This is a genomic window from Paenibacillus marchantiophytorum, from assembly GCF_014640555.1.
GTDB lineage: Bacteria > Bacillota > Bacilli > Paenibacillales > NBRC-103111 > Paenibacillus_E > Paenibacillus_E marchantiophytorum.
On the sequence record NZ_BMHE01000015.1, the window covers coordinates 85,092 to 99,465 of the forward strand.

General features: G+C 44.8%; 14 protein-coding genes. All 14 read left to right on the forward strand.

Annotated features, from left to right (window positions below):
- The first annotated feature begins 54 nt into the window (after positions 1 to 54).
- Positions 55 to 519: a ribosome maturation factor RimP gene (gene rimP / locus IEY34_RS16145; RefSeq protein ID WP_268240135.1), complete on the forward strand. Its 465-nt coding sequence runs from the start codon at positions 55 to 57 to the stop codon at positions 517 to 519.
- A gap of 41 nt (positions 520 to 560) precedes the next feature.
- Positions 561 to 1,658 carry a transcription termination factor NusA gene (gene nusA / locus IEY34_RS16150; protein WP_189012949.1) on the forward strand — a complete coding sequence of 366 codons (1,098 nt, stop codon included), beginning with the start codon at positions 561 to 563 and terminating at the stop codon, positions 1,656 to 1,658.
- Positions 1,659 to 1,687: 29 nt separating this feature from the next.
- On the forward strand, positions 1,688 to 2,002 hold the full coding sequence (rnpM, locus tag IEY34_RS16155) for an RNase P modulator RnpM (RefSeq protein ID WP_189012951.1): 315 nt from the start codon (positions 1,688 to 1,690) through the stop codon (positions 2,000 to 2,002).
- The gene (locus IEY34_RS16160; protein ID WP_229757676.1) at positions 1,992 to 2,321 is read left to right on the forward strand and encodes a L7Ae/L30e/S12e/Gadd45 family ribosomal protein; all 330 of its coding nucleotides are present in this window, start codon (positions 1,992 to 1,994) and stop codon (positions 2,319 to 2,321) included. The genes rnpM and IEY34_RS16160 overlap by 11 nt, the downstream gene beginning before the upstream one ends.
- Positions 2,311 to 5,247, forward strand: a complete 2,937-nt coding sequence (gene infB, locus IEY34_RS16165; protein ID WP_189012953.1) for a translation initiation factor IF-2 — start codon at positions 2,311 to 2,313, stop codon at positions 5,245 to 5,247. The genes IEY34_RS16160 and infB overlap by 11 nt, the downstream gene beginning before the upstream one ends.
- A 6-nt stretch (positions 5,248 to 5,253) precedes the next feature.
- Positions 5,254 to 5,613 (forward strand): 30S ribosome-binding factor RbfA, encoded by a 360-nt coding sequence (gene rbfA / locus IEY34_RS16170; RefSeq protein ID WP_189012955.1) that lies wholly within the window; start codon positions 5,254 to 5,256, stop codon positions 5,611 to 5,613.
- Positions 5,610 to 6,611 (forward strand): DHH family phosphoesterase, encoded by a 1,002-nt coding sequence (locus IEY34_RS16175; protein WP_229757677.1) that lies wholly within the window; start codon positions 5,610 to 5,612, stop codon positions 6,609 to 6,611. Before rbfA ends, IEY34_RS16175 begins: the two co-directional genes overlap by 4 nt.
- Positions 6,608 to 7,528 carry a tRNA pseudouridine(55) synthase TruB gene (gene truB / locus IEY34_RS16180; RefSeq protein WP_189012956.1) on the forward strand — a complete coding sequence of 307 codons (921 nt, stop codon included), beginning with the start codon at positions 6,608 to 6,610 and terminating at the stop codon, positions 7,526 to 7,528. Before IEY34_RS16175 ends, truB begins: the two co-directional genes overlap by 4 nt.
- Before the next feature lie 47 nt (positions 7,529 to 7,575).
- Complete coding sequence (locus tag IEY34_RS16185; protein ID WP_189012957.1) at positions 7,576 to 8,511, forward strand: bifunctional riboflavin kinase/FAD synthetase; 936 nt, start codon at positions 7,576 to 7,578, stop codon at positions 8,509 to 8,511.
- Between the two features lie 166 nt (positions 8,512 to 8,677).
- The gene (gene rpsO, locus IEY34_RS16190; RefSeq protein WP_029195252.1) at positions 8,678 to 8,947 is read left to right on the forward strand and encodes a 30S ribosomal protein S15; all 270 of its coding nucleotides are present in this window, start codon (positions 8,678 to 8,680) and stop codon (positions 8,945 to 8,947) included.
- A gap of 262 nt (positions 8,948 to 9,209) precedes the next feature.
- Positions 9,210 to 11,312: a polyribonucleotide nucleotidyltransferase gene (gene pnp, locus IEY34_RS16195; RefSeq protein WP_189012958.1), complete on the forward strand. Its 2,103-nt coding sequence runs from the start codon at positions 9,210 to 9,212 to the stop codon at positions 11,310 to 11,312.
- A gap of 154 nt (positions 11,313 to 11,466) precedes the next feature.
- Positions 11,467 to 12,519 (forward strand): polysaccharide deacetylase family protein, encoded by a 1,053-nt coding sequence (locus IEY34_RS16200; protein ID WP_229757678.1) that lies wholly within the window; start codon positions 11,467 to 11,469, stop codon positions 12,517 to 12,519.
- A gap of 106 nt (positions 12,520 to 12,625) precedes the next feature.
- Positions 12,626 to 13,882, forward strand: coding sequence for a M16 family metallopeptidase (locus IEY34_RS16205; protein ID WP_189012959.1), 1,257 nt, complete (start codon positions 12,626 to 12,628; stop codon positions 13,880 to 13,882).
- The gene (gene dut / locus IEY34_RS16210; RefSeq protein WP_268240136.1) at positions 13,869 to 14,324 is read left to right on the forward strand and encodes a dUTP diphosphatase; all 456 of its coding nucleotides are present in this window, start codon (positions 13,869 to 13,871) and stop codon (positions 14,322 to 14,324) included. Before IEY34_RS16205 ends, dut begins: the two co-directional genes overlap by 14 nt.
- The last annotated feature ends 50 nt before the right edge of the window (positions 14,325 to 14,374 follow it).

A 14,374-nucleotide genomic window follows, 5' to 3' on the forward strand; every position in this document is an offset into this window, starting at 1 on the left:
TAGGACTTTTCGGTTTACGACAAAGGAAAGTCAATTTAGGAGGTACATGTATTCGTGGTTACACAAGCACAAATCAAATCCGTCATTGAGGACATGCTGAAAGATTTCTTTGAACAAAATGGATTTGAACTCGTGGATATTGAATATGTCAAAGAGGGCAGCAATTGGTTCCTTCGTGTCTATGCAGACAAGGAAGGCGGAATTGATATAGATGATTGCGGCCGTATCAGTGAGTACTTAAGTGTTCAACTGGATGAGAAAGATCCAATCGCTGATGCCTACTTCTTGGAAGTTTCTTCACCTGGAGCGGAACGTCCGCTCAAGAAAACTCAAGATTATCACAAGGCAGTGAACAGTCACGTATTTGTTACCACTTATGAACCAATTGATGGTTCCAAGGAATTTGAAGGTTTACTGCTTTCATTTGACGAAGAAGAACTCGTTGTTGAAATCGGTAAAAAGAAAATCATCATTCCGTTTGCTAAAGTAGCAAGTGCTCGTCTTGCTATCGTTTTTTAGTAATCGTTACGTTACTTATTGAAAGGGGGGACTCAGTTCAAATGAACACGGATTTTATCGAAGCGCTGTCGGAAATTGAACGTGAGAAGGGTATCTCGAAGGAGTTACTTATCGATGCAATTGAAGCAGCGATGATTTCCAGTTATAAACGTAATTTCAACACCGCACAAAATGTGCGCGTCGATATCAATCGCCATACAGGCCTCATTAAAGTATATGCCCGTAAAACGGTAACTGAGGAAGTACTAGATCCAAGATTGGAAATTTCAGTACATGCATCACGTGAAATTAATCCGAACTATCAATTGGATGATATTGTTGAAATTGAAGTGACACCTCGCGATTTTGGTCGAATTGCTGCACAAACCGCTAAACAAGTGGTTACTCAGCGTATTCGCGAAGCGGAACGTGGCTTGATTTATAACGCATTTATCGATAAAGAGGAAGATATCGTTACGGGTATCCTTCAGCGTCAGGATCAACGTAATATCTACGTGGATTTGGGCAAAGTAGAGGCTGTATTGCCGCTCACGGAGCTCATGCCGACAGATAAGTTCAAGCAAGGCGACCGGATCAAAGCGTATATCACGAAAGTAGAGAATACGACCAAAGGTCCTCAAATCATCTTGTCACGAACACATCCTGGATTGTTAAAGCGTCTTTTTGAGCTGGAAGTTCCAGAAATCTTTGATGGCGTTGTGGAGATTCGTTCGGTGGCTCGTGAAGCTGGCTTCCGTTCCAAGATCGCTGTTCACTCCCGCAATAATGAAGTTGATCCAGTCGGATCTTGCGTTGGTCCCAAAGGACTTCGCGTTCAAACGATTGTTGGCGAACTGCGCGGCGAGAAAATCGACATCGTAAGATGGATGGAAAGCGTGGAAGAGTATGTCGCTAATGCGCTTAGTCCTTCCAAGGTTCTTGAAGTGCAAATTCATGAAAATGAAAAGATGGCACGTGTCATTGTTCCTGATTATCAACTTTCTTTGGCCATTGGGATTAAAGGGCAAAATGCCCGTTTAGCTGCCAAATTGACCGGATGGAAAATTGACATAAAGAGTGAAACACAGGCAGAACAAGAGTTTGGCAGAGTGAAAACTTATGCAGAAGAAATGCACCAAGACTCCGTCAGTATCGACTAGGTTTTGGTTTGAAGCAAGGGGTGATCGGAATGAAGCAGAGAAAAATCCCTCTGAGAAAATGCGTGGCCTGCCAGGAAATGATGCCTAAGAGGGACTTGATCCGCGTCGTCAAAACGCCTGAAGATGACATTCTCATTGATCTCAAAGGAAAAAAGTCTGGGCGCGGTGCCTACCTGTGCGGTAAAGTTTCTTGTTTTAAATTGGCCAAAAAAAGCAAAGCCCTGGATAGAGCACTCAAGCATGCCGTAGCCGCTGATATTTATGATCAATTGGAGCAAGATTTCATTCGTGTTGAAGATGAATTCCTCTCTTCTAAGGAGGATGAACCTCAAGATGAATCCTAAATTTCTGTCTCAATTGGGCTTGGCGATGCGGGCAGGGAAGCTTGTAACCGGCGATGAAGGTGTTTTTAAAGCGATTCGCGGGGGAGAAGCCAAACTTGTCATTATGGCGGAAGATGCCTCGGCTAATACACGTAAGAAATTTCAAGATAAATGCCAATTTTATGGAGTCAAACTCTTGGAAATTGGTACGAAGTATGAATTGGGCCGCAGCATAGGGAAAGAAATGCGTGTCACCATAGGTGTATTGGACGGAGGCTTCGCGCAGATGCTGCAGAAGAGTCAAGATAATCCTGCGGAGGTGGAACATATTGACCAATAAACAAGACAATAAAGACAAAACCCGCGTATATGAATACGCGAAGACGCTCAATATGAGTAGCAAAGAGATTATTACAATTCTCAAACGGTTAAACATTCCCGTTAACAACCATATGAGTGTAATGGAAAATGATGCAGTAAGCAGTGTAGAAAAGTTTTTTCGTGATATTAAAGCCAATGCGGCTGCCAAACGAGCAGCTACGGACGGAGGAAATGTGAGTTCATCTACGACGAATCAGAATCCTGCATCGCAGGCTCCAGCACAAGAGAATAAAGGTGCAGCAGCTCCGGCTTCAAAGCCAGCTGTTTCAGAACAAGCAAGCAGCACACCAGCCAATGGTGCAGTGACACCAACTTCCCAGCAAGGACAGTCTACGTCTTCCAACACGACGAGTCGTCCTTCCCAACCGCAACGTGACCAACGTCCAAGCGGTCAAGGTTCTTCACAAGGCGGACAACGCCCAAGCAGTCAAGGCGGACAACGCACAGGGTATCAAGGTTCTAACCCAGGCGGACAACGTCCAAGCGGCCAAGGCTCTAGCCAAGGCGGACAACGCACAGGGTATCAAGGTTCTAATCCAGGTGGACAGCGTCCAAGTGGTCAAGGCACTAGCCAAGGTCAAGGACAACGCACAGGCTATCAAGGTTCCAACACTGGTGGACAGCGTCCTGCTGGTTCTACTGGCGGCTACAACAGCCAACGTCCAAGTGGCGGTCAAGGATACAGTCAAGGAGGCCAAGGTCAAGGCGGAGCTCCACGCAGCAACAGCAATTATGCGGGATCACGTCCAAGCCAAGGCACTGGTGGTCCGGGTGCAGGTGGTGGACAAAGCGCGAACAGCAGCCGTCCACAAAATGCAGGACCGAACCGCAGCGCAGGTCCTAATCGTCAATCCAAACCGTTTGACAACCGCAACAACAACCAAAGCGGAAGACCTGTTGTTCAAGAAGCTAAACCACAATTCCATGTTGGCGCAACGGCAGCGGAGTTGGATGATGCAGCAGCGAAAGCTGGCGTTATTACAACGAAGAAGTCCAAACCAACACCTAAACGTTTTGATGATAATCGTTCAGGCGGAAATCGTGGACCTGGTGGACAAAACAGAGGGAACCAACGCGGCAACAACAGAGGCCGTTACCAGCAAGATACGGTTAAGAAAGAAAAAATCGACAACACACCTAAGAAAATCATCGTTCGTGGCAGCATGACCGTTGGAGAAACAGCGAAATTGCTTCACAAAGATGCCTCTGAAGTGATTAAGAAGCTGTTATTCTTGGGAACAATGGCAACGATCAATCAAGAGTTGGATTTGGAAGCTATTCAATTGATCGCATCGGAGTTCGGTGTTGAAGTTGAAATTAAAATTAAAGTTGAAGAAGACAACTTCGAGACTTTTGAAGAAATCGATGATGAAGCAGATTTGCTTGAACGTCCTCCTGTCGTTACGATTATGGGACACGTCGATCACGGTAAAACGACATTGCTTGATGCCATTCGTAAAACTAGCGTAACGGAAGGCGAAGCCGGCGGTATTACGCAGCATATCGGTGCATACCAAGTTGAAGTTAACCATAAGAAAATTACGTTCCTAGATACGCCTGGTCACGAAGCGTTTACAACAATGCGTGCCCGCGGTGCGCAGGTAACGGATATTACGATCATCGTTGTTGCGGCAGATGACGGCGTTATGCCACAAACGGTTGAAGCGATCAACCATGCCAAAGCAGCTGGTGTACCTATCATCGTTGCTGTGAACAAGATTGATAAAGAAGGCGCAAATCCTGATCAAATTAAGCAAGCTCTTACCGCTTATGAATTGGTTCCGGAGGAGTGGGGCGGCGATACGATCTTCTGCGAAATTTCCGCAAAACAACGGATCGGTCTTGAGAATCTCTTAGAGATGATCTTGCTGGTTGCAGAAGTTCAGGAGTACAAAGCTAACCCGAACAAACGGGCAAGAGCAACCGTCATTGAGGCTGAGTTGGATAAAGGTAGAGGCCCTGTTGCCCGTATTCTTATTCAGCACGGAACTCTCAAAGTTGGAGACAGCTTCGTTGTAGGCGTGTGCTTTGGCCGCGTAAGAGCGATGGTGAACGATAAAGGCAAGCGTTTGAAGGAAGCAGGCCCGTCAACACCTGTTGAAATTACAGGTCTTACGGAAGTTCCTCAAGCAGGAGATCCATTCCTTGCTTATGAAGATGAGCGCAAAGCAAGAGACATCGCTGAACGTCGTGCAGTTGCACTTCGTCAATCGGAGATGACGGCTAACTCCCGTGTAACGTTGGATGACCTCTTCAAACACATTAAAGATGGCGAAATCAAAGATCTGAATGTGATTATCAAAGGTGACGTTCAAGGTTCGGTTGAAGCACTGAAAAGCTCCCTTGAGAAAATTGAAGTCGAAGGCGTTCGCGTGAAAATCCTTCACCACGGTGTTGGAGCGATTACGGAATCAGATATTATTCTGGCTTCTGCGTCCAATGCGATTATTATCGGATTCAACGTTCGTCCTGAAGTTGCTGCGAAAGCAACAGCTGATCAAGAAAAAGTTGACATTCGTCTGCATAACATCATCTACAACGTAATTGAAGAAATCGAGCAAGCCATGAAAGGTATGCTGGATCCAATCTTTAAAGAAGTTGTACTTGGTCAAGCTGAAGTTCGTAACGTATTCAAAATTACGGGTTCAGGCACAATTGCTGGTTGTATGATCATATCAGGCAAAATTGCTCGTAACGCGCAAACACGCTTGATCCGCAGCGGCATTGTTGTTCACGAAGGTAAAATTGACTCCTTGAAACGATTCAAGGATGATCAAAAAGAAGTGGCACAAGGGTACGAGTGTGGTATATCTCTGGAGCGTTATCATGATATTAAAGAGGGCGACATTATTGAAGCCTTCATCATGGAGTCCGTTGAGAGGTGATGACAAATGGCTAGAGTTCGTGTAGGTCGAGTTGGCGAGCAAATTAAGAAAGAATTAAGCCAAATCGTACAGTCCGAATTGAAAGATCCGCGTATTGGTTTCATTACCGTGACCGCGGTAGATGTAACGAATGATTTATCATTAGCAAAAGTGTTTCTAAGTGTGATGGGCACAGAAGAACAGAAAGAAGCGACATTGAAGGCACTTTCCGTGGGTACGGGATATATTCGTTCCGAACTAGGCAAACGAATTCGTTTGCGCAAGATCCCGGAATTGCAATTCAAGTTCGATGCTTCGATCGACTATGGAAGTCATATCGACAACCTATTGCACAAGCTGAACCATGAAGGGAATCCAAACGTATGAGCAGCGGAATGAACCATGCACCCGAATACAGCCAGCAGCTGGCAGCAGCCGCTGCGTTTATCGAGCAGCATGATGATTTCCTGGTGGTATCTCACATCCAGCCAGATGGAGATGCCGCCAGTTCTACGTATGCCATGGGCTGGATTTTGACTCAACGAGGCAAAGCCTTCTCCATGATCAATGAGGGCGCAATGCCCTCTAAATTTTCCTATCTATGGGGCAGTGATCAGGTTCTTGATTACAGCCAAGCAATACCGAGTAGAAATTTTCAAACCATAATAAGTGTAGATTGTGCTGATTTCTCCAGAATGGGTAGGATCAGCACTCTTTTTGACGACCAAGTGCAGTTGCTCAATATTGATCATCATCCGACGAACGATAACTTTGGTTCATGTCATTTGATCAAGCATGATGCAGCGGCGACCGTTCAAATTTTGTATGATTTAGCGATGTATATGGGATTGCAGCCTGATTTGACCTTTGGTGATTGCATCTATACGGGCTTGCTTACGGACACAGGCGGTTTCCGTTATTCCAATACGTCTCCTGAAGTTATGCAGATGGGAGCAACGCTGTTAGCCCTTGGTGTGCGAGGTGCCGAGATTGCTGAACAAGTGCTGGAAAGAGTCACCTACTCACAAATCGTTCTTCTACAAAAAGCGCTATCAACGCTTTCATTTGCCAATGATCGCAAACTTTCTTGGCTTGCTGTCTCTTTGGCGGATTTGGAGCAAACAGGAGCCTCTAGTGATGATTTGGATGGGTTAGTTAACTATCCGCGCAATGTAGAAGGTGTCGAAGTGGGGATGCTGCTTAAAGAGAAGTCAATCGGCGTCATTAAGGTCAGCCTTCGCTCTTCCGGACTTGTTGATGTTGCGGCCATTGCGCAATCACTTGGTGGAGGCGGTCATGTTCGCGCATCAGGCTGCACAATCCATGGGACATTGGATGAGGCCGTTGCCAAAATGGTCCAGGAAGTAGGGAGTAAGCTGATATGACGTTAGAAGGCGTTCTACCTGTATGGAAACCTGCTGGCTTCACATCTCACGATGTTGTTGCCAAAGTTAGAGGAATATTAGGTATCAAGCGGATTGGCCATACGGGAACATTGGATCCTCAAGTAACTGGGGTTTTGCCTTTATGCATTGGCAGAGCAACTCGGATGGTTGAATATATTCAGGATCTTCCCAAGGAATATGAGGCTGTCCTTCGAATTGGTCTGGCAACAGATACGGAAGATATGACGGGGACGATCACGGAGGAAGTTTCCGAGGTTCGTCTAGAAGATGCGAACATTCGTTCGGTTCTTGAATCTTTCGTCGGCGAAATCGAGCAAATTCCTCCGATGTACTCAGCTGTTAAGATAGATGGTAAACGTCTCTACGAATTAGCCCGAGAAGGCAAAGAAGTAGAACGAAAATCACGTAAAGTGACGATCTATCGCTTGGATATCCTGCACATTGATTTACAGCAGAAGCATCCGGAAATCCATTTCCGCGCTCTATGCTCCAAAGGAACTTACATAAGAACCTTATGCGTAGATATCGGAAAGGCGTTGGGTTATCCGGCGGTTATGCAGAGTTTGATACGAACTTCAACGGGCAGCATTCGTCAAGAGAAATGTTTGACATTTGAACAAATTGCTCAACTGAAAGCGCAAAATGACCTGCAAGCGCAGATGATTCCAATGGATGAAGCGATTGCGCATATTCCTTCGGTTGTACTAACAGCTCAAGAAGCTGCGAATGCCCTGCAAGGAAAGAAGATTGTGATGACCGTTAGTCCGGTGATTCGCGGGGAAGTTGAGCATTCTCAAAGCATCGTCCGCGCGTATTCGCCGGATCAACGTTTTCTGGGTCTATTTGAATGGAAAAGTGCTAGCCAAGCCCTGGTCCCAGTCAAAGTTTTCCTTTAATACAAATGTCTAGGGACAGGTTGAAATGGGTAGGTGAATGAAAACATATGCAAGTAATTCCAATCTCATATCCCATTGATTTGGATGGTTCGCCCCTTTTTGTTGGCGAGCAAGTTGTGGCAATCGGTGATTTTGATGGCGTTCATTTGGGACATCAGGAAGTCATTGGACGAGCTTTGCGAACAGGGAAGAAGCTTGGGCTGCCAACGGCCATTATGACCTTTTCCCCTCATCCGAGAGCGGTAATGGGCAAAGATAAATACTTTGAACTGCTCACACCGATGAGAAAGAAAATGGAAATGTTCGCGTCCTTAGGTGTTAGTCATACGTACATTGTCACGTTTGATGCTTCTTTAATGAGGTTAACACCAGAGCAGTTTGTGGATCAAGTCTTGCACTTGCTCGGAGTGAACAGTGTCATATGTGGTTTTGATTTTACTTTTGGTTATCAAGGCAAAGGAACCCCTGATTCACTTTGTGAGTTGAGTCACGGGAAATTTTCAGTAGAAGTGGTGAGACCCTTTCATATGGATGGCGAAAAAGTTAGCAGCACACTCATTCGTGAATCATTGCACCAAGGGGATATTGACACAGTTACGAGACTACTTGGGCGTCCCTATAGTATAAGCGGTATTGTTGTGGATGGAGAGAAGCGGGGAAGAACGATCGGGTTTCCAACAGCTAACCTGCAATTGGATGAATCTTATGTCATCCCCACGAACGGCGTTTATGCGATTAAAGCTTCAGTTAACGGGCAAACGTATAACGGTGTTATGAATATTGGCGTTAAGCCAACATTCACAACCGGAGAGTTAAAACCATCGTTTGAAGCCCATTTATTCGAATTTTCCGAGCAAATTTATGGCGAGCATATGAATGTCGAACTTATTGCATTCCTTCGTCCCGAGCGTAAATTCTCATCGATCGACGAGTTGATCACCCAAATCAAACTGGATGCGGAAGCAGCCAAGATGAAATTATAACGTTCTAGTCGAACAGGCATTTGCTTCTACTAGACGTTTGTGATATACTGATTAACGTTGCCCAGAGGAACAGTTCTTTGTGGCATGAACCTTAGCTTGGATTGACGCTATCATCGGCGATTTCTAGGCTAGCGGGGATACAATAGAATTTAGGAGATGAACAATCATGGCATTAACTCAAGAACGCAAAACACAACTGATTCAAACTCACAAAGTACATGATACTGACACTGGGTCACCAGAGGTACAAGTAGCAATTCTTACTGAGAACATTGTTAACCTGACTAACCACTTGCGGACACACAAGAAAGATCATCACTCCCGTCGTGGTTTGCTCAAAATGGTAGGACAACGCCGTAAATTGCTGGCATACGTGAAGAACAAAGATGTGAGCCGTTACAGTGCTTTGATCGAGAAGCTTGGTTTGCGTCGATAAAACCGACAATGAGAAGCAACCTGTTGCTCCTTTGCTGGGCTTGATAAAGCTTCAGCAGAGAGTGACAACAAGGTTGCTTTTTCTTGTATTTTTAAAACGGAAAAAGAAGGAAATACTAGACAGTATGCAGAAATAGAGGATGACTCCATCATGAGTTCATGATGAATACATACGGAGTATGGAGATACTAGGTTTGTGGACCTTTTTTTCTGTGCATGCAGTCAAACACATATGGAATGCAATAATTCCTTAGGAGGATTTTATGGAGAAAAGGGTACAAATGGAACTTGGCGGCAAACCGTTCATTCTTGAAACGGGAAGACTGGCCAAACAAGCCAATGCAGCTGTTACCGTGCGTTACGGGGATACGGTTGTACTAAGTACAGTAACAGCATCCAGCGGACCGAAAGATTTGGATTTCTTTCCGCTAACGGTTAATTATGAAGAAAGACTTTATTCGGTTGGTAAAATTCCGGGTGGATTTATTAAACGGGAAGGACGTCCAAGTGAGAAAGCCATTCTTTCGAGTCGTTTAACGGATCGTCCGATTCGTCCATTATTTCCTGAAGGGTTCCGTAATGATGTTCAAATCGTTTCCATCGTAATGAGCGTGGATCAAGAGTGTCCGCCTGAAATCGCGGCAATGATTGGGACATCAGCTGCACTTGCAATCTCCGATGTGCCATTCAACGGCCCTATTGGTGGCGTAATTGTGGGACGAGTTGATGGTCAATTCGTAATTAATCCAACGGGTGAGATCGCTGAGAAAAGTGATATTCACTTGACGGTTGCCGGAACCAAAGACGCAATTATGATGGTAGAAGCAGGCGCGAATGAAGTTTCTGAGGAAGTTGTCTTGGAAGCGATTATGTTCGGTCATGATGAAATCCGTAAAATTGTCGCGGTTATCGAGGAGTTAGTTGCACAAGCTGGTAAACCGAAAATGGAAGTGAAGCTTCATGCGGTTGATGCAGAAGTAAATAGTGCTGTTCGCGCATTTGCACAAGCTAGATTAGTGGAAGCTATCAAAATCCCAGAGAAGCATGCAAGACAAGAAGCAATTGATGTGGTTAACGCCGAAGCTGTGGAACATTTCACTGCCTTATATGAAGAAACACCAGGTCTATTAGGTGATGTGAAAGAAACACTGTACGATATCGTCAAAGAAGAAGTTCGTCGCTTAATTACGCATGATAAAGTAAGACCTGATGGCCGTAAACCTGAGGAAATTCGTGCAATCGATTGTGATATTGATCTATTGCCGCGTACGCATGGTTCCGGTCTGTTCACACGTGGACAAACCCAAGCACTTAGTATTTGTACATTAGGCGCACTTGGCGATGTTCAAATCTTGGATGGATTGGATTTGACAGAAACCAAACGTTTCATGCATCACTATAATTTCCCGCCATTCTCCGTCGGTGAAGCAAGACCGCTTCGTCCTCCAGGTCGTCGTGAAATCGGACATGGTGCTTTAGGTGAACGAGCGCTTGAGCCTATCATCCCTAATGAAATTGAATTCCCTTATACAATACGTCTTGTATCTGAAGTGTTGGAATCGAATGGTTCGACATCTCAAGCAAGTATCTGCGCAAGCACTTTAGCTCTTATGGACGCAGGTGTACCGATTAAAGCACCAGTTGCCGGTATTGCTATGGGTCTGATCAAAGACGGCGATCACTTCTCCATTTTGTCTGATATTCAAGGGATGGAAGATCATCTTGGCGATATGGACTTTAAAGTTGCGGGAACAGCCGAAGGGATTACAGCTCTGCAAATGGATATCAAAATTGACGGTATTGATCGCAGCATTCTGCAGCAGTCTTTGCAGCAAGCCAAAGAAGGCCGTTTACACATTCTAGGCAAAATGGTATCTCGCATTGCTGAGCCGAAAAAAGTGCTTTCGAAATATGCGCCTAAAATTTTGACAATGAACATTAATCCGGACAAAATCCGTGATGTCATTGGTGCAGGCGGTAAAATTATCAACAAAATTATCGAAGAAACAGGCGTGAAAATCGATATCGAGCAAGACGGTCGTGTATTCATCGCTTCATCCAATCAAGAGATGAACGAAAAAGCGCGTTCCATTATCGAAGGCATCGTACGTGAAGTCATTGTGGGTGAAACGTACCTTGGCACAGTTAAGCGTGTTGAGAAATTCGGAGCTTTTGTTGAAATTTTGCCAGGTAAAGAAGGTTTAGTGCATATTTCACAAATTTCCACAGAGCGTGTTGCCAAAGTGGAAGATGTCGTGAATATTGGCGACCAAATTACCGTCAAAGTAACTGAAATTGACCAGCAAGGAAGAGTAAATCTTTCTCGCAAAGCGACACTAACTTCGCAAGTCCCGGCTCAGACCTAAGCCGCGTGACTTGTGAAGTCTCTCTTCATAGTCTTTGAACAAAGAGTCAGATCAATCTGTCTCTTTTTTGCTTTTCAGTGAGCATGGACACGCCTCGTTCTACTCTTGTCCTTACCTGCATACAATCAGGACATAAGGATGGGGGGACCTGTACATGTACGTGAAAAAATGGCTTCTACTTGGAAGTTTCTTTGCTGTGGTTATGCTCACCATTCAGGCAATACCAGATGTAGGCACATATATTCAAGCTGTGAAAAACATACAAATGCCTTATGTGAATCGGAGCGATTGGCAGAATGAAGAGACAATGCCTGTTTTTGCAGCTGAATCAACGCGGGCAATCCAGCAAACGAAACTTAGCCCCTCTCAACTTGCTGAAATCATCCAAAATGAAGCGATTAAACGAAATATTGCCCCTATAAATGCTAGGATTGATCCTGTATGGAAGGCAATACCAGGGTATAATGGCTTGGCAATGGATGTCGAAGAGACGCTTAAATTATCTGCACATAACCTTACGCCTGGCAAAATTAATTATGTCATGAAGGAAGTAGAGCCCAGCATTCAACTGAATGATTTGGGGCCGATTCCCGTATATAAAGGAAACCCCAAGAAGCCAATGGCCTCATTGATGATTAATGTGGCTTGGGGGAATGAATATTTACCTAGTATTTTAGAGACACTTCGTAAAGAAAACGTTCACGCTACTTTTTTTCTGGATGGCTCTTGGTTAAAGAAAAATGTTGAAATGGCCAAAATGATCCAAAGCGAGGGACATGAAATGTCTAATCATGCTTATTCGCACAAAGATATGAGAAATATAAATCGCAGCAAAGCGGTAGAAGAAATCTCCAAGACAGAAGATCTTTTGAAACAGCAGCTCGGTGTTAAAAATACTCTTTTTGCACCGCCTTCGGGCTATTTCAGCCAAGAGACGATTCAAGTGGCCTCTGAATTTAAATTGCAAACGGTGTTGTGGACCTTTGATACAATCGATTGGAAAAATCCCGGAGCAGATCGCATTATTCAGCGGCTAACGACGAGTATTGAACCAGGCATGCTAATCCTGATGCACCCCACACCATCTTCCAAAGATGCGCTGCAAGGGATGATCCGACTCATTAAGAATAAAGGTTTAACTCTGGGTACCGTATCGGAGCTTATGTCCTCCAAACGAATCCCAGATGGGGGGCAAATGACGAACTAAGTGAGCTACTCGGCACATAGTTGAGTCGTAGACACATTTTTGTTAGACTGAGTAAGTATAATTGGGGAATAGGATTTTAGGTGCTACACTTTGAGGAGGAACCTTGGTGATCAAATATCGCTTACATAATGGCTTGAGAGTCGTCATGGAACAAATCCCTACTTTTCGATCGGTTACATTCGGAATATGGGTGAAAACAGGCTCGCGTAATGAATCTCAAGAGATGAACGGCGTATCGCATTTCATTGAACACATGCTGTTTAAGGGGACGGATCGTCATACAGCAAAAGATATCGCTGAGATATTTGATGGAATTGGTGGGAATGTCAACGCATTCACATCCAAGGAGTATACTTGTTATTACGCCAAAGTTCTCGACGAGCATCTGCCGCTTGCGATGGATGTCTTATCCGATATGTTTTTCCATTCTTCCTTTGATGAAGGCGAGTTGGAGAAAGAGAAGAAAGTCATTTACGAGGAAATCTCCATGTATGAAGATACGCCGGATGATTTGGTACATGACTTATTAGCGAAGGCTTCGTATGGCTCGCATCCGCTAGGCTATACGATTCTCGGAACTGAAGATAACTTGTCCAAAATGAAATCAGAGGATCTTCGTAACTATATGAAGCAGCATTATAATACCGAGAATACGGTGTTAAGCATTGCTGGGAATATTGATGATAGCGTACGTGAACTAATCGAGAAGCATTTTGGCGAGTTTGCAACAACAGGGATAGAAACTAGCTATGATGCGCCTGATTTTCTTGGTGACTTGATTTTCCATGCGAAAAAAACGGAACAAAATCATATTTGTCTCTCGCTGCCTGGGCTTTCGCTGCAAGAAGAGAATTTGTACCCGATGGTACTTCTCAACAACGCCATTGGCGGAGGCATGAGCTCTAGACTGTTTCAAGAAATTCGTGAGAAGCGAGGTCTTGCTTACTCGGTTTATTCGTACCACTCTTCCCACATCGATAGCGGGATGTTCACGATTTATACGGGAACTGCGCCTAAGCAGACACTGGAAGTGCTCGAAGTTACGATGGAGCTTCTACAAGATATCGCTATTAAAGGAATGACGGACTCGGAATTAAAGAAGGGGAAAGAGCAGCTGAAAGGCAGCTTAATTCTTAGTTTGGAGAGCACAAGCAGCCGCATGAACCGATTCGGCAAGAATGAGTTGATGACGGGGAAACATTATAGTCTTGATGAAATGATCCAACGAATTGAAAGTGTTCAGATGGATCATATTCGCGCATTGATCAAGTCCTTGTTCGCTACCCCATTTGCTTTATCCATGGTTGGAAATTCGGATGATGTAATTAATGGCTTCAGGAGGGATCAGCTTGTCACTCTCTAGTTTTGAAGTTCAAATTAAACGCCTTGCTGGTCATGAGGATATCAAGCTGCCGCAGAAAATGTCCGAACTAGCCAGTGGCTTTGATCTGCATGCCGCGGTTAGCGAGCCGATCATTCTGAGCCCAGGCCAGCGGGAACTTATCCCGACAGGATTTGCGCTTAGTATGCCGCCAGAGCTCGAAGCCCAAATTCGACCGCGAAGCGGGCTTGCTTATAAGCATGGCATTACTTCACTGAACTCGCCTGGAACGATTGATGCAGATTATCGAGGCGAAGTAAAAGTGCTCTTAATTAACCATGGACAAGAGCCATTTACAATTCAGCGCAATGAGCGGATTGCGCAAATGGTGTTTCAATTAGTTCCGCAAATTAATCTTGTTGAAGTAACGGAACTAACGGAGACAGAGCGCGGTTCCGGCGGATTCGGTCATACAGGGCGTTGATTAGAAATAATAAGGTTATGGACTGTCTTCCCAGTGAAGACGGTCCTTTT